We start from the raw sequence: 19,490 nt of genomic DNA on the forward strand, positions 1-19,490 counted from the left end.
GGTTTCTCCGCCTGTGGGAGGCCCTTACAGCAGCTCCAGCCCCAAGGTGAGCACCGCCCGGCCCCCGACACGGATCTTGACGCTTCCGTCGCCCTCCTCCAGCCGGCTCAGGATCTCCGAGGGTTTGCCCATATGCTCCCCCTGCAGGAAGCGGCTCTCGTCTCCAGGGCGGAGCTTCCCCTGGCGGTAGAGGTAATAGGTCAGGGCGCCGTTGGAGGTGCCTGTGGCCGCCTCCTCCGGGATCGCGTAGAGGGGGGCAAAATTCCGGCAATGGGCGGTCTCCCCCCGCTCCAGGGACGGCCAGAACATGTGGATGCCCACCACCTGGTAGCGCCGGGAGAGCTCCGTCACCGCCGCCTCGTTCTGTACCGCCGCCTCCAGGGCCTCCCTGGTGCTCACCGGCAGCAGGATGTCGCACAGCCCCGTGCTCACGGCTCTGGGCACCATATCCGCCGGCATATCATCCAGGCTCAGTCCATAGGCGGCATACAGCTCCCTGGCCTCTTCCTCACTAAAGGTCCTCCCCTCCACCGGAGGGGCCATATCCATCCACACCGCGGTGCGGGAGACCTCAATGCTCAGCTCACCCGCCAGCGTAGAGGCGCCATAGGTGCCTGGGGCCAGGTTTCCCTCCTCCCGCAGCACGGTAAACGCCGCAATGGTGGCGTGCCCGCACAGGTCCACCTCTCCCTCGGGAGTGAAATAGCGCAGGCGGAAGGACTCCGGCCCCAGGCGCTTGACAAAGGCGGTCTCGGAGTGCTTGAGCTCCGCCGCCAGAGTCTGCATAAAGCCGTCGTCCGGGTAGTCCTCATCCCGGCCCAGCAGCGCCACTCCCGCCTGATTGCCGGAAAACTTCCGGGTCGTAAATGCGTCCACAACATATAGTTTCATGACGGCCACCTTCCTTTTTCGCCCATATCGAGCTGTTTATAAAAGTCCAGGGTGCGGAAACCCCGGTCCAACTGCGTGAGAAGAAAATCCTCGCAGGCCCGGGCCATCAGCGCCATACTCTCCCCATTCATCGAAAAGGAAAAAAGGCGCTTCGGATCTCCATAGACCACATGGCGCATGGCGGCCAGGCTGACGGCGTCCAGAGGCCGGGAGGCGCTCCCCCTTTCACCGCAGGCGGCGCAGCAGAGCACCCCCTCGCCCAGATCCAGCCGCGGCTGCGCCGGCGCCTCCTCGCCGCAGAGCGCGCAGACGTCCAGCAGCGGTTCGTATCCCGCCACGCACAAAAGCCGGAGCTCAAAGGCGGCTTTTACCAGCGCCGGAGGCTTGTTCAGCCTGTCCAGGGCATATATGGAGTTGAGCAGCAGGGACAGCAGCGCCTGATCCGGCCGTCCCTCCTCGGCCACTGCCTCGGCCACCTCGGCAAAGTAGGAGCACAGGGCCAGCTTCTCCACATCCCTGCGGACCCCCCAAAAGAGCTCCAGTACCTCCGCCTCGTTGAGGGAAATATAGTCCCGGTACTCAAAAAGCGTCATATCCGACCAGACCAGCAGCTGTGCCGAGGCCGCCAGCGGGCTGTTTCTCCGCCGACAGCCCCGGGCCTTCACCGTGCGCTTGCCCCCTTCCCGGGTGAGGACGGTCAATATCTTGTCGGCTTCCTTGTAGTTGGTCTCCCGCAGGACCAGTCCCTGGGTCACAATGTGCATCCCGTCACCCTTTATGTATGGGCGCGTAAGCGCCCTTGGTAGAACATCGGTCGGGCCGCAAGCCCCGCCGGACAATCAGCCTGCAGCGGGGGTTCAGGCGGTTTTGATCTCGCGCGCTTCCTCCTCCCTGAGCAGGCGGTAAAGCGCGTAGGCCTCCGGCAGACCGGTGGCGAGGAAGAGCTCCCAAAGTGCTTCGCAGTTCATTTTGACAGGCCCCCTTCTCCATTAGGTTGCCTGTTTCCCGCTCTGTTATCAGCGGTAAATTTTCGGACTTATTTTGGTGCCGGTCGCCGGCCCGTCCTCCGTATCCTGTACGGTCTGCGCCCTTCCGTATCCGCGCCTTACTCGTCCCGATACCCCACATCGCGGATAAAATTGAGATTGTCGCGCCAGTTTTCCTTGACCTTGACCCATGTCTCCAAAAACACCTTGGCGCCCATAAACGCCTCAATGTCCTTGCGGGCCAGGGTGGATATCTTCTTCAGCATAGCCCCGTTTTTCCCGATGATGATACCCTTATGGCTGGCCTTTTCGCAGTAGATGGTAGCGTCGATGTCGATGATACCGTTCTCCCGCTCGGAAAACTTGGACAGCTCCACCGCGGTGCCGTGCGGGATCTCCTTGTCCAAGCACAGCAGCAGCTTTTCCCGGATGATCTCGGCGCACACCTGCCGCTCAGGCTGGTCCGTGATCATGTCGTCGGGGAAGAGCTGCGGCCCCTCGGGCAGGAACGCGGCGAGCACATTCAACAACTCTTCGACCCCGTCTCCGTTTTTGGCTGAGATTGGCACAATGGCCTGAAAGTCGCACTCGGCCTGATAGACCTGCATGACGGTAAGGAGCTCCTCCTTTTTCACCGTGTCGATTTTGTTGATGACCAGCACGACGGGTACGCCCAGCGCCCGGATGCGGGCGATGAGCTCCGCCTCCGGGCCGCCCACATGGGGGATGGGTTCTATCAGCAGCATGACGGCGTCCACATCTGCCACGCTCTCCTTCACCACGCCCACCATATATTCTCCCAGACGGGTCCGGGCCTTGTGGAGGCCGGGGGTGTCCATGAAGACATACTGGCACTCGCCCCGGTTGAGAACCGCGCAGATGCGGTTGCGCGTGGTCTGGGGCTTGTTGGTGACGATGGCGATCTTTTCGCCCACCAGGGCGTTGGTCAGGGTGGACTTTCCCACATTGGGGCGGCCCACAATGGAGATCATGCCGGATTTCGTAAGATTCATTTCAGATGATCCTCAACTTTCTTTGTGCGGTTTGAGCTGATTTCCGCTATTTACAGTGTAAGGCTCCAAGCTGCGCCGGTGCCCGCCGCCCCCTCACAGCTCCCCATCCAGCTTCGCAAAGTTTCCCGGATAGAATTGGAGTTCCCGCCGGGTATGGGACGCGCCGGGCCGGTCCTCATCACATCTGCCTCCGGGATATGCCCAGAGCGCCCAGGATGGCCTCCTCCCGCTCCCGCATCCGGGCCTTCTCGGGGCCGTCGTCCATGTGGTCGTACCCCAGCAGATGGAGCACGGAGTGAACGGCCAGATAGGCCACCTCCCGCTCGGTCCCGTGGCCGTACTCCTCTCCCTGGGCGCGAGCCCGCTCCAGTGAGATCACCATGTCCCCCAGAGGGATCAGGCCGGTCTCGGGGTCGGCGTCGGCGGCATCCTCCGGCGGGCGGCCGGGAGCATATTCGAACATAGGAAAGCTCAGCACATCGGTGGCCCTGTCCACATCCCTCTGCTCCAGATTGATCCGGTGAATGCCCTCGTCGTTGGTGAGGAGCACGTCCACCTCGCAGGGCACGCCCACGCCCTCAGCCGCCAGAGCGGCCGGGATGACCCGCCGCAGCAGCGTTTCCCAGACGGCCGTGTCCTCCTCCAGTTCGGATTCGATGATGATTTCGTTGTCCATGGCACTCCACTCCTCTTTTCTCCGGGCTTGCCTATGATTATACACGGTTTCCCGTCTTTTTACCAGTCCTCCATACAAGAATCGGGGCGGGATGATCGGCCTCATCCCGCCCCGCTCACTGGCACACTTCCCCCATCAGCCGCAGCTTTTCCTCCCTGGACAGGCGCTTGACGGCCGCCTCCCGCCGGAGGGCGGCCGATTTTTCCCCGCACGCCTCCCGGTAGACCAGCTCCACCGGGCCGCGGCCCCGGGTATATTTTGCGCCCCGCCCGCTGTTGTGGGCCGCCAAGCGGCGGGGCACATCGTTGGTAATCCCGGTGTAGAGCGTGCCGTCGGCACAGCGGAGGATGTAGACCCAATAGCGTTTCTCCCGTGGGGCGGCCTCACCGTCCATCCCGCTTCCCCTCCGCCGATTTCCGCCGGTGCTCATCCTCCTCATAGGCCTTGATGATCCTCTGGACGATCACATGCCGGACCACATCGGCCCCGCTGAGGCGGCAGATGGCGATATCCTCCACTCCGTTGAGCACCCGCATGGCCTCCCTGAGGCCGGACACCTTGTCGGCAGGCAGGTCGATCTGGGTCACATCACCGGTAATGACGATCTTGGACCCGAAGCCCAGGCGGGTAAGAAACATTTTCATCTGTTCCCGCGAGGTGTTCTGGGCCTCGTCCAGAATGATGAAGGAGTCGTCCAGCGTGCGGCCCCGCATATAGGCCAGGGGGGCCACCTCGATATTGCCCCGCTCCAGATATTTATTGTAGGTCTCGGTCCCCAGCATGTCGAAAAGTGCGTCGTAGAGGGGCCGCAGGTAGGGGTCCACCTTGCTTTGCAGGTCGCCGGGTAGGAAGCCCAGCCGCTCCCCCGCCTCCACGGCGGGCCGGGTGAGGATGATGCGGTTGACCTGGCCCGCCCGGAAGGCCGCAACAGCGGCGGCCACCGCCAGATAGGTCTTGCCCGTGCCCGCCGGGCCGATCCCCAGGGTCACGGTGCTCTTTTTGATGGCGTCCACATACCGCTTCTGCCCCAGCGTCTTGGCCTTGATGGGCTTTCCCTTTGCCGTGACGCACAGTACATCCCGGGCCACCTCGCCAATCTTGTCCTCTTGGCCGGATTTGACCAGTTGGAGGACATAGCGGACATTCTGCTCGTTGATGGGTTCGCCGCGGCCGGACAGCTCCAATAGCCCCTCGATGGCTTTAACGCCATAGATGACGTTCTCCCCGTTCTCGCCGGCGATCTTCAGGCTTCCGTCCCGGTTCACCACCGAGACCGAGAGTTCATGCTCAATGATCTTGATGTTCTCGTCAAAGGAGCCGAAAATGTTGACGGCCTCCTCGACGCGCTCCATACTGACGGTCTGTTCGATCAAATTTTGTCGCTCCTTATTTTTACGCTTCTATCCCGCAGGCAGCGGCTGGGCCGGCGTGGTCTCGCCCACCGTTCCCTCGAAGGTGACCTCCCGGCCGATCTGTTCCCGGCACTCCGCCTTCGCCGTAACGGTCAGGATCCCCTCTGCCTCCCGGGCGGCAAAGCTCACCTGGACGACCTCACCGTCCTCTCCCACCAACTTTTCCAGCCGGTCCGCAAGCTGTTCCTCCAGCATGGCCTGGACCGCATCCGGGTCCAGAGCCGCAGGGACCGTCTCATAGGCGCGGTATTCCGTCTTCCGCAGGGCCAGGGGCATCACCCGTCCTCCCGGAAGCGTGAATACGCGGGTCGTGCTTATTTTATCATACCCATCCATGGGAATGCCAGTCTTTCCGAAAAAATTCACGCTGTGGCCCAGGAGGATCAGAGACCAGCCGGTTTCTTTCTCTCCCGTGTATGCTTTCACCTTGGCCTCCAGCGGGATCTCGGCCTCCAGGGTCCGCCATGTCCGGGCGTAGATGTTGCCTCTGGCATGGACCAGGCGCTGCCCGGCATCCACGGTGGCATACTTGGGCTCCTTCAGGTCCACCACGCCGCTGATCAACACCTCGCCTTCCAGCACGGTATCCCCCTCCTGGAAGGAGGGCTGTCCCTCCAGCACCTCCATATGTGTGATGATGCCGGTGGCGGCCGAGATCACATGGGCAGGGGTGGTCTCATCCCGGAGCTCCGGCGTGGGCAGCTTTTCTCGTACCAACACCTCCGCCCTTGTACCGTGGAGGTTTACCGACATCCAAGCCAGGTCCTCCAGGCGGATCAGCGCCTCCTGGCTGATCCGCCTCACATCCAGGCCGGGACCGTAGGCCCCCACCCGCACCCCCTGCCGGGAGAGTTCCGTCAGGATGGCGGCGGTGGGTACTTTCTCGTTTCCGGATACCTCGATGGTGAGGATAAACCGGGAGAGGACGCACACCGCTGCAACCGAGAGCGCCAGACCCAGCAGAAGGGCGTACCGCCTGCGAAACCCGGCCAGGAAGAAGGGAATCCCGGCCCTGCGCTGGGCCGACGCCTCGCACATGACCTTTTCCGCCAGCTCGCCCACCCGTTTGGCATCCCCCCGGGCCACCCGTAGCCGCAAACTGTGCTCGTCCAGCCACTCCAGATCCCAAAATCCTACTCCGCGCTGGGCGCAGAGGTTCAAAAACCGCTCGGGAAAAGCGCCTGTCACCGTAAAAAGAACGCTGCCCCGCAAAAAATTGATGATGGCCTGCATACGCTTCCCTCCGTGTTCCGTTACGCCAGGTCCACCCCGACGATATCTCCCGTGATCAGCAGCTCTACCGCGTTCATCGCCCGGAGCTCCAGATGGGCGCCGCGCACCTTCACAATAAGCTTTCCGCCGCTGATATGGATCTCCTCAGTGCCGTAAGCCAGGATCCCCTTGTGGTTTTCCATCCGAAGCTGATGGTCCCCCAGCAGCTCCACCCGCGGAAGCCCTGCCACCACATCGCCGGGCAGATCGAAGACCTCCGCCGTTTTTTCCAGAAGTCCCTCTTTGCGTCCTTTTTTCTCCATGGCGAGCCCTCCTGTCCTGCTATGTGTATGAAGGGGACCGCGCCGCCTTGCCTGTCCGGCACAAAAATGCGGCTGCTTTTCCGACCTACTGTGGCCGAAAAAGCAACCGCACGTTTGATTCGCAGGAGAGGCAGGAATGTCCCCGGCCGCCCTCGGAATCCCTCAACTCTTACAAATAATTGACCGCCAGGATAGAAGCGCCCAACACGGTCAGCACCACGCCGGTGGCCCGGTTGAGCACAGCGGGGGCCGCCCGGTTGGCAAATTTGGCGGCGATCCGCGCCCAAAGCAGGGTGGAGAGCACGCAAAACAGCAGCACCCCGGGGTCGGGCGCACCGCCGATGGCAAAGTGGCTCACCGCGCCAGTCAATGCCGTAAAGGTCATGATAAACACACTGGTCCCCACAGCCGTTTTGAGCTCATAGCCCAGCACGCTGGTGAGGATCAGCAGCATCATCATACCTCCGCCCGCCCCTACAAAGCCGCAGATGAAGCCGACCAGCATCCCGCACAGAATGGACTGGACTGCCCGCTTTCCCCCACTGACCGTCCCCATCTTCTCCCTGGTGGTCATAACGGGACGCACGATGAACTTGATCCCCAGAAGCAGCGTCATAAAGACGGAAAACCCACCCATGGCGGTGCCGGGCACCAGGCTGGAGATCCAGCTTCCCACCAGGGTGAAGCACAGTACTGTGGCCATCATGATGACACCGTTTTTTACATCCAGATTCTGATTTCTGCCATAGGTATAAGCACTGACCGCACTGGCCAGAACATCGCTGGCCAGCGCGATGCCCACGGCGCTGTAAGCAGGGACATCCAGGAAGGTGATCAGCATGGGGCTGATCACCGCCGCTGCGCTCATGCCTGCAAAACCGGTGCCCAATCCGGCCCCGATCCCCGCCACAAAACAGATGAAAAATTGGTACAGCATCCTTTTTCCCTCCGGCTCAGAGCGCCGTGCGAATATTGGAGACGATCCGACTTATGGTCTGCCCCATGCGCATCCGTTCCTCTTCCGTGAATCCCATGAACATGGCTGTAAGAACCTCCCTCTGGGCCGCCTGTCCCGCGCGTACCGCCGGTTCCGCCCCCGGACAGAGGGCCAGGTGTACCGTTTTTCGGTTCCCCTCCCGGAACTCGCCCCGCAGATAACCGCGCCGTTCCAGCTCCGCCACCGACGCCGACACATGGGATTTTGTGAACTGTTTGCGCTCTACAATATCCCTGGCCGTGTCGAACGCCGGATTGTTGGCCAAAAACAGCAGAATATCCATCTCCATACGGGTCAGGCCGTACGCTTCACACACCGGCTGAATCCGCTGTCCATACAGCCGCTTGGTCAGAGAGCGCAGGTCCCACAGATCGGAAAGGTACATCGGCTCACCTCCTTTGTTCTAAATAGAACTATATATAAGTATAGTCCTCTTTGGCCATTTGTCAAGCCGAAAACCGCGGGTCGCCCACCGCCGCTACCGCGCCAGCGTATAGCTCCGCAGCGCGCTCCGCCGCACCCGCCACTCCGGAAGGAGCCGGTCCATCGCGGCATAGAAGCCCGCGCCATGATTGGGGTGGAGGAAATGGACCAGCTCATGGAGTGTTACATAATCCAGGAGCTCCTGTGGTACGACCGTTAAGGCCGTGTTCAGCACGATGATTCCCCGAGTCCAGTGGCAGCTCCCCCAGCGGCTGGTCATGAATCTGGCTTTCAGCTCCGGCTTTTTCACCCCCAGAGGCTCCACCAGCGGCCACATACGCTCCAGCGAGGCCCGCAGCACAGGCAGCGCCGCTTCCCGGTCCGGCGGCGCCAGGGGGCCGGGCCCCGCAGCGCGTTCCGCCAGCCGCGCCGCGATCCAATTGGCGCGGCTGCGCACGAAGTCGTCCGCGGCAGTCTTAGGGACCCGCCGGCTGACCGACACATGCACCGAACCGTCGGGCCGCACCCGCAGATTCATATTCTTGACCTTTTTCACCGCAAGCAGGTACTGGATCATTCCTTGCGGCGTACTCACCGTGCGCAGCTCCTCTACCACTTGTTCTCCACCTTTTCTGCCACCCCCATCAGGTCTCGGAATTCCAGCCGTTCTCCGCCGTCCAGCACGGCGGCACCGGCAAAGACGCCGAACACCTGGTGATGGTCCGGCCGGACCACCTCGGCGCCTGCGCGGGCCGGCATGGGGCGAAAAACCGCCTCAAACCGCCCGTCGTCACTGGCGAGGACCCACGGTGATCTGAAGTCGTCCCTGCCGCCCCGCTGCGGGATCCTGAAATCTACCCGGGAGAGCTTGTGTCCTCTCCCCTGATAGAACAATATGTTTTCCGTCGCTGTGCAGGCGTCCCCCAGGCCGCGCCCCAGGTGAAAGCCGAAGGGGGCGCCTCCCAGCAGCCCGGCCGCTGAAACCCGGTGCCAGGTGTCACGGCAGGTCCATACCCCCCGCCCCCAATCCAGGATACCGAAGGAGTCCCCCAAGTGAAAGTCGTAGCGCCGCGTGCCCAGCTGCACCGTTCCATCCGCCCGCATGCCATGAATCTTCTGGCTGAAATAGAACTGCCCCGGCCTGTCAAAGGGCACGGAGAGCACCATAGACTCCTCCGGTTCGTCCCGAAGCACGATGTGGGCGTCCAGGGCCGCCCCTTCCCGGAAGGCGTCCATGTGGGCAGTCAGCGTACGGTTCAGGCCGTCGTTGTGGAAAAGGATGCCGTATCCCCGCCCGGATACCGCCGCATTTCCCCGCTCGGAGGTCTCCGGAAGCCCGGTGCGCCCCATAGGGAAGGGCCGCCTGGGACACCTGGTCATCTGCCAGCCCTCCCGGAAATCCAGCAGGGAGATAGAATCCAACCCCAGATAAAAGTGATCTGCAATGGTGAGGGCCAGGGCAAAGCCGGGGCCCATCACCAGATAATCGTCCCACTCCCTGCACCCGGTTGGGCCGCCCTTCACCCGGGCCCGGTCATAGACGGGCAGCAGCCGTCTGGCCCAGCCCGGTTCGGTCAGATTTCCCCGCTCATCCAGCAGTGGAATGGCATGCGTGATCTCATGCTGCATGGAGCCTCCTCCTTGTTCCGCGCCGAAGGGGCGCGCTCCACAGGAGGCCCCCTTTTGATCGGGTCCCATTATACCACCCACCGGCTTTTTTGCATAGGACATTCCCTCCTCCGCATAGATTTTCCAGACGGAGGTGGTCCTTTTGCTGTCCAAGCTGCTCTCCCGGCAGGGCGTCCGGGATCTTTTTCTGGGGCTGGCCCTGCTGTGCGCCACGCTGTCCCTCATGCTCTACCCCCAGGACTCTATGTCCGCCGCCCGTGAGGGGCTCATGCTCTGCTATAATGTGATCATCCCCTCCCTCTTTCCCTTTTTCGTTCTCTCCGCCTTAGTGGTGGATCTTGGTCTGGCCGGTTACATCGGCCGCGCGCTGGAGGGATTCATGCGTCCGCTCTTCAACGTCCCGGGGGCCTGCGCCTCCGCCTTTGTCCTGGGCTTTGTGGGCGGCTACCCCGTAGGGGCCCGGACGGCCCTGAGCCTCTACCAGAAGGGGATGTGCACCAAGACCGAGGCTGAGCGCCTCCTTTCCTTCTGCAACAACTCCGGCCCGGCCTTTATTCTGGGCGTAGTGGGGGCGGGCGTATTCGCCAGCAGCCGGGTGGGCGTCCTCCTCTACCTGGCGCACGCCGCCGCATCCATCTGTGTGGGGCTGTTTTTCCGATTTTACAGGCGGGGTAAAAAAGGCCGCGAGGCCAGGGTGTCCCCCAAGTTCGAGGCGGAGCGGTTTACCACCGCCTTCACCGGAGCGGTGAAGAACTCCTTCCTCTCCACCTTGAATATCTGTGCCTTTGTGGTCTTTTTTACCGTGGTCATCCGTCTGCTCTTTCTCTCCGGGGCCCTCCCGGCGCTCGCCCGGCTGCTGGGCGTCCTGCTCTCCCCACTGGGTTTTACCCAGGAATGGGCCGAGCGGCTCCTCACCGGGGCCATCGAACTCTCCTCCGGCGTCTGGACCCTCTCCGGCGCGGGTGGCATGGCGGGGCGCATGTCCATGGCGGCCTTCATGCTGGGCTGGGCCGGGCTCTCCGTCCACTGCCAGGTTCTCTCCTTCCTCGGCGGCAGCGGGCTTTCCGTCAGAACTTATATCGCCGGAAAATTCCTCCACGGCGGACTCGCCGCCCTCTTCACCGCCCTGCTGGTACGACTCTTCCCCCTGAAGGAACCAGTGGCCGCCTATTTGGCTGAACAGGTGGAGGGGATCGCCGGCATCGACTTTTCCACCGCCCTTACCATCTCCACAACGGCCGCCTGGGTCATGTGGCTCCTCTTCTTCGGGGCCGCTGCGGCGGCGGTGAGAAAAACCAGTAGAAAAAGGAAACATGCTGTAGTATAATGGCATAGATAGAGAGCTTGAAGATGGGAGTGGCCGCCATGCTGTTTGAGAAAAAGATGGACCCCCGCTGTGCTTACTGCCAGCGCTGCGCTCCTCTGGACGAAGAGAGCGTCATGTGCATCAAAAAGGGGGTGGTTCCGGCGGGCTTCCACTGCCGTGCTTTCAAATATGACCCGCTCAAGCGGGTCCCCCCCCGCCCCGCCGCCCCGGACTTTTCCCGGCTGAAGGACGAGGATTTTGTATTGTAATTGTAACAGAAGGGGAGCCCTGTCCTTTTTAGGCCGGGCTCCTCTTTTCTTTGATGGAAAGCCGCTTTCGCCTCCCAGCTTCTTTTTACCGCTCCCGTAATCCGGGAGAATGCCCCAGCAATTGCTTCCGCCTTGCAATCGCTCTGCCAGGACGATTAAGATGCAAGGCGGAGAGAAAGGGGACCCGGCGCCGGGGCATATTCGCAGCGCGCCAACAGGCCTTGGCCGCACCGAGAAGATAAGGCGCTTCTGGTTTGGAGGGGAAGAAATGAACCGTGTGTTAATCATGAGCGAGAAAGACTTCACAGAAGTGAAGGCATTTTACTGGAAACTCATCGAACAGATGCAGGGCGGCTCATATCTCCCCGGCTGGGAGAAGGGCGTATATCCCTCCGATATATTTTTGCGGGAATCCCTCAGGAACAGGGCGCTTTATATGCTGAAGTGCGACGGAAATTATGCCGCGGCTATGGTCCTTAACCACGAAACCAACGAGGGATATTCCGGTACAGCATGGAAGGTTGATGCGGATAAGCATCAGGTATTGATCGTTCATGCCCTTGGGGTCCTCCCGGCTTTTCAGGGGAAAGGGGTTGCAAAGCATATGGTGAAGGAAGTCATCCGAATCGCGGGTGAGCGCCATCAACGCGCAATCCGGTTGGATGTGCTAAACGGCAATGTGCCTGCGCTGAAGTTGTACGAAAGCATGGGGTTCGAGCATCGCAGGACCACGCAAATGTTTTACGAAGACACCGGCTGGACAGATTATCTATTATACGAACTTGTCTTATAAATGCAGTCAGAGTGCAGTGCTCTGTCTGCTGCACCGATAGCCGATAAATGTGAAGTTGTAAGGCAGCAAGAAAAGTCGAGAATTTCCGTTTTCCTTCTGCGATAATATTTACCGTCAGGAGGTGATACAAGTGACGGAAAAAATTTTGGCTGTACAGCGAATGCAAGACTATATCGACGCTCATTTGACGGAAAAAATCACATTATGCGATCTGTCCAATGCGGCATTGTTTTCTCCTTTTTATTGCGCTCGAATATTCAAGGAGCTGACAGGACTTTCACCGGCGGATTACATCAGGCGGCTTCGGCTGTCGCGTTCCGCATTGCGTCTGCGAGATGATAAGCGCAAGGTGGTTGATGTGGCCTATAACATCGGCTATGACAGTGTAGACGGATACCAACGGGCATTTTATAACGAATTCGGATGTAATCCACACGAATACGCAAAATCACCGATTCCGCTTTCACTTTTCACTCCTTATGGCGTTAAATTCAGAAGTTTATGGAAGGAGAATAAAGTTATGGCAAATATTGCCAATATTTTTATTCAGGTGATTGAAAAACCTGAGCGTAAAGTCATCATTAAACGCGGAGAAAAAGGCAATGAATACTGGAGCTATTGCCAGGAGGTCGGCTGTGACGTGTGGGGGATCCTGACAAGCATGAAGTCCCTTTGCGGTGAGCCTGTTTGCCTGTGGCTGCCAGAAAAGTACCGGGAAAAAGGCACCTCCGAATATGTACAGGGTGTTGAGACAGCGATTAACTATGATAGTGTTATCCCTGAAGGATTTGATATCATTAAGTTGCCTGCTGCAAAATATCTGATGTTTCAGGGGGAGCCGTTCAAGGAAGAGGATTATTGCAATGCAATTGAGACCGTACAGAATTCTATGAAAAAATATGACCCGTCTACAATCGGTTATGTTTGGGATGATTCCAATCCACGCATTCAGCTGGAACCTCGCGGTGAGCGTGGATATATTGAATTGAAGGCAATTCGTTCTCTTTGATGAGTCCCAATTTGCCGGACTGATACGTTCCGGGTCTATTTCTACTTATTTCCGCGAGGGTACTCGAAGTGCATGACCCAGCCTAGCGCATTGTCTGCTTCCCAACAAGCCGGGAGCCCGGCCTTTTCAGGCCGGGCTCCTTCCATTTTTTCTGCCGTTCAGTCGTCCCAATCGTCGTGGTCGTCATCCCAATCATCGTCCCGGTCATCATCGTGGTCGTCGTACCAATCGTCGTATCGGTCGTCCAGATCATCAATCTTATCATCCGTCTGATCCAAAAGACGATCCAGGGCGCGGAATTCCGTGGTCGTCAGCTTACCGTCGCGGTAGGATCGCTCGATCTTATCCTCCAGCCGCTCCAGCTCATCTTCCAGCGTCTCTATTTTCTTCTCAAGCGTTTTCCATGCCTGCGCGCCGTCGGCAGTTTTGAAGTTCCGGACCTCCTGTACCAGCTCATCCGCCCGGTCGTCCAAGCCGCTGATTTCGGAGACATAGCCGTCGTAGGTCGCCCCACCGGAGACTCCGGACTGGGCGTCGGACTCGTCATATCCCACGGTCTTGTCGGCAAGGTTGCCCCAGGCGCTCTTTACACGGTTATCCAGCGCGTCGAGCTTGTCGTTGAACGCGGTATACTCTTTGCTGCTCAGCCGGTCCTCCTTCCGATCCGTGCCAAGATTTCGGTACTCCGTACTCACGTCCCTGCTCACGAGATGGAGGTCCCCGGCAACCGCATTGTACTGCTCCAGGCGCTTGGCATACGTGCCGGCGGGCCGAATGGCCTTGATGTCGGCTTCTATCTCCTTCATCCGGCTTTCCAGCTCATCCACGATCTGTTCATGCTCTTCGTACACGGTCAGCTTGCCGGATTCATTGTCGATGGTCTTGACGCGGAGGTCCTCCAGAGCATCCTTCAGACGGTTGTCCAGCTTGTCGATCTTGGTGGTGAGGACGTTGAAATCCGCCGTTTCCATCTCGCCGTCCCGGTACTGCCGGTTGACGAGCTGGGCAAACTCGTAGAGGTCCTCCCGAATGTCTTCGATGGTATCGCTGTGGAGATCATACTGGTCGCGGCGGCCGGCATAGGTGGAGGCCGCCTTCAGGTCGTTGACCGCCTGCTCCGCCTCCTCTGCCCGCACAGTAAGCTTCTCCAGCGTGAGATCCTCCGGCTTGGTATCGGTCCGGGTATAGAGGCTGATGGTCTGCGTTTTTCCATTCCACTCCACATCCAGGTCCATTACGTTGCCCAGCGCCCGGATGGGGAGATAGGTGGTGCCCTCATAGGTGATTGGGTAGACAACATCGCCATTCTTGTCCAGCAGGGTCTGATCTTTGCCGTCCACCGTCACCGTAATATCGGGGCGCAGGTCGGCGCTGACGCGCTCTGCAACAGTGGTGGCGCCCGCGCCCAGGACCATGGCTCCTGCCAGCGCAGCGGCGAGTACGGGAACTCTCAGATTCTTTTTCATCAGGTTTCCTTCCTTTCCTATGTTGATCGGCGCCATAGGCGCCCCTCGGGGTGTCGTTTGCTTTCCCTTTCACCCCAATAACGCGGCGGAGGCTCGCTTTATCGCATCTACACAGAAATTTTTTCAGAATCCTAAACGAAGCGGGGAGGCGCTGGAGCGCCTCCCCGCTTCGTTTATCTTTCGCTCAGGCGGACGGCAAACGCCTCCGCCCGCTCCTGCTGTTCCGGCAGAAGAGGCACGGCAAAATCCGCCCCGTATTCGGCCTCCAGCACCAGCGTGGCCCGCCCTCTTGGGCCCGCCCGCCGCATCTCAGTCCCCGCCAGACGGTCCCACGCCAAATAGACCGCCTCCACACCGTAAAAATCCATCCGGAGTCCCACCACGCCGCGGTCCATCTTTGCCAGAAAATACTCCGGCTTCTGCCTTCTTCGCAGGGCAGCCCCATAGCTCCGGCCTCGGAGCCACAGACTGTCCCGGATCTCTTCCCCAAACCGGTAGCACAGCTTTGCCATGTGGTACATGGCAAAGCTGTCCTCTCGGAGCCGCTCCAGCGCCTCCGTGGGGGGATGCGCCTGTCTGGGCCGGAAGTCTGGCGGATTCCCCAGCAGCAGATTCAGCACCGGAAGGAGTACATCCTCCTTCGTCTTGTTATATCGGAAGTCGACCTGTTTCTGGACGTGGTCCTGTCGTAGCGCCACCGCCGCACTGCACGCCAAGAGCCGCACTCCATATGTCAATTCCGTCACCTCTCCGCGCCGGATCAGTGTGCGCTCCAAGTGTCCCTCCCCGTCATCGCACAGGAGCAGTACCTCTTCCCCCAGCCATGCCGTCAGGTATTCCATACCGGACACATGCTGGTGCAGTTTGGGGATATAGGTCACATGCTCCGGGGGCAGGCCCCGCATCCGCCACGAGTCCAGCGCGGGGCCAAAGCGGGCGGGCAGCTCCGGCCAGTCATAAATGCGCCGGGGCCAGGATGCAAGCGTCGGCCGTCCGTCCTCTCTGACTCCCATTTTTTCTCCTCCTCCCCCGGGACGGTATGTGCAGCCACATCCATCCCCCAGGCAAGGCCCAGTATATCACGCTTCGCGTAGAAAAGCGAGCCGCCGCGCCCAACTTCTCAGGTGCGGCGGTTTATCGGAAGCGGCTCCCGCCCCGCTCAGCCGTGAAGGATCATGCTGAAGACGCTCCACGGACTGCCGCTCCATAAAGTTCTCTTTCATTTTTACGACTCCCTTCTGTCCTTGGACCCTTTTTCTCAAGCAGGGTCGCTCATTTTCATACTATAATCAGCAGTACGCAAATACAACTTTGCAATTTCTAACGACTTAAAAGGGAAATTCCATCGTTGTAATCCACGATGGGGGTCATGTTCAATACAAATGTACCGCCCGCAAGTACCACAAATATATTGTGTGTGATTTTCTAAACAATCCAAATGATTACTTCTCTCAAAATTGAAATGGGCGGGAAGCCATTTTAGGGCTTTCCCGCCTTGATTGCCCTTTAGCAAAGGAGAGCGGGCCAGCTTTGCTATTTTTCTGTAAATCCTTATAGCTATGAAGTGAATTAAGCATTCAATGAATAATATTCTGTTAGTATATTTGCTAAAATTTCCGGATTTTCCTCATTTACAACATGGCCTGTATCCTCAATAATTTTCAATTCTGCACTTTTAATGTTTTGTGACAAATAATGCGCTGATTTTATGTTTGCGCTGTCTTTCTTTCCGCAAAGGATTAGAGTGGGGCACTTAATATTTTTCACCCTATTACTGAAATCTAAGTTCTTCATGGTGTTTCCTAAAGCAAAAGTGTCCTTTTTATCAAATGCCATAGTTTCAAAAATAGATTTTGGTAAAAATCTGAAAATTATATTTTGAAAACTAAATGCTACCTTCGGGACTTTATGTGGCGTTCCGATTAAAACTAATGTTTTCACTTTTTGCGGGAAATCCAAAGCAAAATTTAACGCCAAAATACCGCCTAATGAAAGACCGCATAAATGAATTTGTCCGTCAATTTCGTTGCAATATTTTACAAATGGAGAATATAGATTTTCGTAATTTGCCTCTTTTCCTTTAAGGATGGAGGATAGATTTGGACATACAATATCTTCGTTGTTTGTCATATATGAAATTGTTTTATTCCAACTTGTTGCTTTGTGTCCTGGGCCGTGAACAAAATTTCTGTTGCCATAGGTATCTCCTTTGAATTTTATATTTTATTTTTGGTAAGCTACTTATTATCCCATGATTTGTAAAGGGTGCTAAACATTGCTCACGCAACAAGCCCTTGACAAACCATAGACTAATAAGTTTTAGGATAATCAAGCAGAAATGAAGTAGTATGATGTTTCACTGCATAGAAAAGACACTCTATTTCAAGTGCCAATTTTCCGTAATTCCGTATTTCTTTGTATAAGTCGTTAAATAAGGATCTTTTATTTGTTTCGCTGATAGATATAGTGTTTATGAGGATATTCTCGTTTTTTGCCTTTTTTAGTATGAAAAAAGGGTCATCGTGGAACCTCCGTTCCACGATGACCCTTCTTTTTTGACTCATTTGTCGGCTGTAACATTGTCCGCGCCGCGGCTCAGTCCACCAGTTTGTCCAACTCCTTGATGTGCTCCGTCTCATTGGAGGTCTTGTGATTGGCCTGTTTCGCGTAGAGATTGACCGCCGTCTGGGACTTCTTGATCGGCTGCATGGTTCCGGCGCCCGCCACACAGCCGCCGGGACATGCCATGCCCTCCAGCAGGTAGCCGGGATATTTCCCCGCAATGGCGGCACTGAGCATTTTGCGGCACTCCCGCAGGCCTTCGGCGCTGGTCACCTGGATTTCCCGGTCAGGATGCCGCGCCTTGATGACATCCACCACCGCCTGAGCCACGCCGCCTGAGACCGCAAAGTTCCGTCCGTCGGCGGAGGCGTCGTTAACGCCGTTGGGGTCCTCCTCAATGGTGGTAAGATCCAGATGCTTGGCGTCAAAAATCCCCGCCATCTCCTCAAAGGTGAGCACAAAGTCCACCTCGCTGCGCACACTCTTGCGCATGGCCTCCAGCTTTTTGGCCGCGCAGGGCCCGATGAATACCACCTTGGCCTTTGGATGCTCATGCTTGATCAGGCGCGCGGTGAGGGTCATGGGTGTCAGGGCCATGGAGATGCAATTAGCATGGTCAGGAAAGAGTTTTTTTGCCATGGCGGACCAGGCCGGACAGCAAGAGGTCCCCATAAAGGGCAACTCGTCAGGGACCTCTTTGATGAAATCCTCAGCCTCCTGGGTGGCGCACAGGTCGGCGCCGATGGCCACCTCAAAGACGTCGGCAAAGCCCAACTGCTTCATGGCGGCCCGGAGCTTGCCCGGCGTCACTTTGGGACCGAACTGGCCCACAAAGGCGGGGGCCACCGCTGCGTAGACCCGTTCACCGGACTGCATGGCCCGGATGACCTGGAAGATCTGGGACTTATCCGCAATGGCGCCAAAGGGGCAGTTCACCAGACACATGCCGCAGGAGACGCATTTGTCATAGTCGATCTCCGCCTTGCCGTTGGCATCGGAATGGATCGCATCCACGCCGCAGGCCACGGCGCAGGGGCGCTGCTGGGTAATAATGGCGTTATAGGCGCACACCTCCGCGCAGCGACCGCACTTGATGCATTTCTCCTGATCGATATGGGAGCGGCCGTTGTAGCGGTCCAGCTTGATGGCGTCCTTGGGGCAGACCTCTTCACAGGGGTGCGCTAGGCAGCCTTGGCAGCCCTCCGTCACCAACAGGCGCTTTTCCGTACAGCCGTTGCAGGCAAATTTGATCACATTGATGAGCGGGGGCGTATAGTAGGTCTCAGGCTGATCCGCCGCCTCGATGTTGTCCGACAGAGGGGCATGTTCCGCCGCGCTCCGGCAGGGAAGGCCCATCGCCAACCGAAGCCGCTCCCCCACGATGGCCCGCTCCAGGAACACATCGTTTCGAAAGTTGCCCACCTCGCCCGGAATGATCTTGTAAGGGAGGGCCTCGATCCTCTTATCCACCGGCCACTCAGTATGATAGGCCATTCGGGCGACCTCACGAAAGATCCTGTGCCGGATCTCCTGGATTCTGGTCTCTACACCTCGCATCTTCTTTCTTCCCCTTACCTTATGAATTGGCACTACCAGCATACCGCAAATGCGCACGCCTGTAAAGCATCAACTTGCTAAAATTTTTGGTATCGGCCTTGGTTTTCTTGTTAATTTCCGGCCCATATGCTACAATTTTACTGCATCGCGGCGCGCTTATCCTTAGGATGCCGCAATTGTCCAATTTCAAACCAGGAGGTGAGCCTATGCAGGTCGTCGACCTCACCCATTTTCTTTCACAGGGTATGCCGGTCTACCCCGGTACGGAGGGCCCCAGATTCGAGTCGGCGAACACCTATGAAAGAGATGGTTTTCAGGAGACACGCATGACCATGTACACCCACACCGGCACCCACGTGGACCCGCCGGCCCACCTGTTCCCTGGCGGCGCAACGCTGGACCGTCTCCCCATCACGCAGTTTGTCGGCACTGCTCTGGTCATCGACTGCACCGATCTGCGGGAGGGCGGCCGGATCGCCATGGATCGCGTTGAACGCCGCAGGGCCGATGCCGATATGGCTGAATTTCTCCTCTTCCGCACCGGCTGGGACCGATACTGGGGAGACCCGCGCTATTTTGGGGCCTATCCCTGCATCGGCGGCGACGTCGCGGAATACCTCGTCCAGAGCCGCAAAAAGGGGGTCGGCCTCGACACCATCGGCCTGGACCCTATTGCGGCGGCGGCCCTTCCCCTTCATAAGAAGGTGCTGGCGAACAATGCCTTTGTCATCATCGAAAATCTCACGAATCTGCACCTTGTGGGACACAGCCTCTTCACTCTCTGCGCCCTGCCTCTCAAGCATGTAGGAGCTGATGGCTCTCCCATTCGAGCCATCGGACTCATCGAGGATTGAGCCTTCCCAAATACGAAAAAGACGCGCCGCCAGCATATGCTGGCGGCGCGTCTTTTTCTGCCTGATGATCGTCGCGGAGGGCATGCGTCTTTTTCCTTACATTATAATAAGG

The 19,490-nt window shown here is 58.4% G+C and carries 21 protein-coding genes; 5 read left to right on the forward strand and 16 right to left on the reverse strand.

Features of this window, described 5'->3' with window-relative positions; translation table 11 throughout:
- Positions 1-24 precede the first annotated feature (24 nt).
- The 12 genes from SRB521_RS10875 to SRB521_RS10930 all read right to left on the reverse strand — a co-directional run bounded on the left by SRB521_RS10875 (position 25) and on the right by SRB521_RS10930 (position 9,562).
- Positions 25-891, reverse strand: a complete 867-nt coding sequence (locus SRB521_RS10875; RefSeq protein WP_075703533.1) for a PhzF family phenazine biosynthesis protein — start codon at positions 889-891, stop codon at positions 25-27.
- A complete protein-coding gene (recO, locus tag SRB521_RS10880; RefSeq protein ID WP_075703532.1) occupies positions 888-1,655 on the reverse strand; it encodes a DNA repair protein RecO in 768 nt (255 codons plus the stop codon). Before recO ends, SRB521_RS10875 begins: the two co-directional genes overlap by 4 nt.
- A gap of 341 nt (positions 1,656-1,996) precedes the next feature.
- The gene (era, locus tag SRB521_RS10885) at positions 1,997-2,890 is read right to left on the reverse strand and encodes a GTPase Era (RefSeq protein WP_058117296.1); all 894 of its coding nucleotides are present in this window, start codon (positions 2,888-2,890) and stop codon (positions 1,997-1,999) included.
- 178 nt (positions 2,891-3,068) lie between these two features.
- On the reverse strand, positions 3,069-3,566 hold the full coding sequence (gene ybeY / locus SRB521_RS10890; RefSeq protein ID WP_116721841.1) for an rRNA maturation RNase YbeY: 498 nt from the start codon (positions 3,564-3,566) through the stop codon (positions 3,069-3,071).
- Between the two features lie 115 nt (positions 3,567-3,681).
- Positions 3,682-3,960, reverse strand: a complete 279-nt coding sequence (locus tag SRB521_RS10895) for a GIY-YIG nuclease family protein (protein ID WP_116721842.1) — start codon at positions 3,958-3,960, stop codon at positions 3,682-3,684.
- Complete coding sequence (locus SRB521_RS10900; RefSeq protein ID WP_075703530.1) at positions 3,950-4,939, reverse strand: PhoH family protein; 990 nt, start codon at positions 4,937-4,939, stop codon at positions 3,950-3,952. Before SRB521_RS10900 ends, SRB521_RS10895 begins: the two co-directional genes overlap by 11 nt.
- 27 nt (positions 4,940-4,966) lie before the next feature.
- On the reverse strand, positions 4,967-6,211 hold the full coding sequence (locus SRB521_RS10905; RefSeq protein ID WP_075703529.1) for a sporulation protein YqfD: 1,245 nt from the start codon (positions 6,209-6,211) through the stop codon (positions 4,967-4,969).
- Positions 6,212-6,231: 20 nt separating this feature from the next.
- Complete coding sequence (locus SRB521_RS10910) at positions 6,232-6,513, reverse strand: YabP/YqfC family sporulation protein (RefSeq protein WP_033116243.1); 282 nt, start codon at positions 6,511-6,513, stop codon at positions 6,232-6,234.
- A gap of 169 nt (positions 6,514-6,682) precedes the next feature.
- Positions 6,683-7,450 (reverse strand): sulfite exporter TauE/SafE family protein, encoded by a 768-nt coding sequence (locus SRB521_RS10915; protein WP_075703528.1) that lies wholly within the window; start codon positions 7,448-7,450, stop codon positions 6,683-6,685.
- Between the two features lie 16 nt (positions 7,451-7,466).
- Positions 7,467-7,895, reverse strand: a complete 429-nt coding sequence (locus SRB521_RS10920) for a MarR family winged helix-turn-helix transcriptional regulator (RefSeq protein WP_033116245.1) — start codon at positions 7,893-7,895, stop codon at positions 7,467-7,469.
- 93 nt (positions 7,896-7,988) lie between these two features.
- Positions 7,989-8,549, reverse strand: coding sequence for a M48 family metallopeptidase (locus SRB521_RS10925; RefSeq protein ID WP_058117292.1), 561 nt, complete (start codon positions 8,547-8,549; stop codon positions 7,989-7,991).
- The gene (locus SRB521_RS10930) at positions 8,543-9,562 is read right to left on the reverse strand and encodes a DUF2804 domain-containing protein (RefSeq protein WP_242976532.1); all 1,020 of its coding nucleotides are present in this window, start codon (positions 9,560-9,562) and stop codon (positions 8,543-8,545) included. Before SRB521_RS10930 ends, SRB521_RS10925 begins: the two co-directional genes overlap by 7 nt.
- A 142-nt stretch (positions 9,563-9,704) precedes the next feature.
- Here SRB521_RS10930 and SRB521_RS10935 point away from each other — a divergent pair, with 142 nt between their 5' ends.
- The 4 genes from SRB521_RS10935 to SRB521_RS10950 all read left to right on the forward strand — a co-directional run bounded on the left by SRB521_RS10935 (position 9,705) and on the right by SRB521_RS10950 (position 12,939).
- Positions 9,705-10,889 (forward strand): nucleoside recognition domain-containing protein, encoded by a 1,185-nt coding sequence (locus tag SRB521_RS10935; RefSeq protein WP_227151369.1) that lies wholly within the window; start codon positions 9,705-9,707, stop codon positions 10,887-10,889.
- Positions 10,890-10,927: 38 nt separating this feature from the next.
- A complete protein-coding gene (locus SRB521_RS10940; protein ID WP_033116290.1) occupies positions 10,928-11,137 on the forward strand; it encodes a hypothetical protein in 210 nt (69 codons plus the stop codon).
- Between the two features lie 160 nt (positions 11,138-11,297).
- Positions 11,298-11,930: a GNAT family N-acetyltransferase gene (locus tag SRB521_RS10945; protein ID WP_242976533.1), complete on the forward strand. Its 633-nt coding sequence runs from the start codon at positions 11,298-11,300 to the stop codon at positions 11,928-11,930.
- 130 nt (positions 11,931-12,060) lie between these two features.
- Positions 12,061-12,939 carry a helix-turn-helix transcriptional regulator gene (locus SRB521_RS10950; RefSeq protein WP_242976534.1) on the forward strand — a complete coding sequence of 293 codons (879 nt, stop codon included), beginning with the start codon at positions 12,061-12,063 and terminating at the stop codon, positions 12,937-12,939.
- A gap of 158 nt (positions 12,940-13,097) precedes the next feature.
- Here SRB521_RS10950 and SRB521_RS16195 read toward each other — a convergent pair whose 3' ends face one another.
- The 4 genes from SRB521_RS16195 to SRB521_RS10975 all read right to left on the reverse strand — a co-directional run bounded on the left by SRB521_RS16195 (position 13,098) and on the right by SRB521_RS10975 (position 18,524).
- Positions 13,098-14,405, reverse strand: a complete 1,308-nt coding sequence (locus SRB521_RS16195; protein WP_075703525.1) for a stalk domain-containing protein — start codon at positions 14,403-14,405, stop codon at positions 13,098-13,100.
- A gap of 173 nt (positions 14,406-14,578) precedes the next feature.
- On the reverse strand, positions 14,579-15,418 hold the full coding sequence (locus SRB521_RS10960; RefSeq protein ID WP_116721843.1) for a hypothetical protein: 840 nt from the start codon (positions 15,416-15,418) through the stop codon (positions 14,579-14,581).
- A gap of 556 nt (positions 15,419-15,974) precedes the next feature.
- Positions 15,975-16,625, reverse strand: coding sequence for an alpha/beta fold hydrolase (locus SRB521_RS10970; RefSeq protein ID WP_075703522.1), 651 nt, complete (start codon positions 16,623-16,625; stop codon positions 15,975-15,977).
- Positions 16,626-17,000: 375 nt separating this feature from the next.
- Positions 17,001-18,524: a 4Fe-4S dicluster domain-containing protein gene (locus SRB521_RS10975; protein WP_033116254.1), complete on the reverse strand. Its 1,524-nt coding sequence runs from the start codon at positions 18,522-18,524 to the stop codon at positions 17,001-17,003.
- A gap of 206 nt (positions 18,525-18,730) precedes the next feature.
- Here SRB521_RS10975 and SRB521_RS10980 point away from each other — a divergent pair, with 206 nt between their 5' ends.
- Positions 18,731-19,378 carry a cyclase family protein gene (locus SRB521_RS10980; RefSeq protein ID WP_075703520.1) on the forward strand — a complete coding sequence of 216 codons (648 nt, stop codon included), beginning with the start codon at positions 18,731-18,733 and terminating at the stop codon, positions 19,376-19,378.
- The last annotated feature ends 112 nt before the right edge of the window (positions 19,379-19,490 follow it).

Origin of the sequence: Intestinimonas butyriciproducens, from assembly GCF_004154955.1 — a bacterium.
GTDB classification, from domain to species: Bacteria; Bacillota; Clostridia; order Oscillospirales; family Oscillospiraceae; genus Intestinimonas; species Intestinimonas butyriciproducens.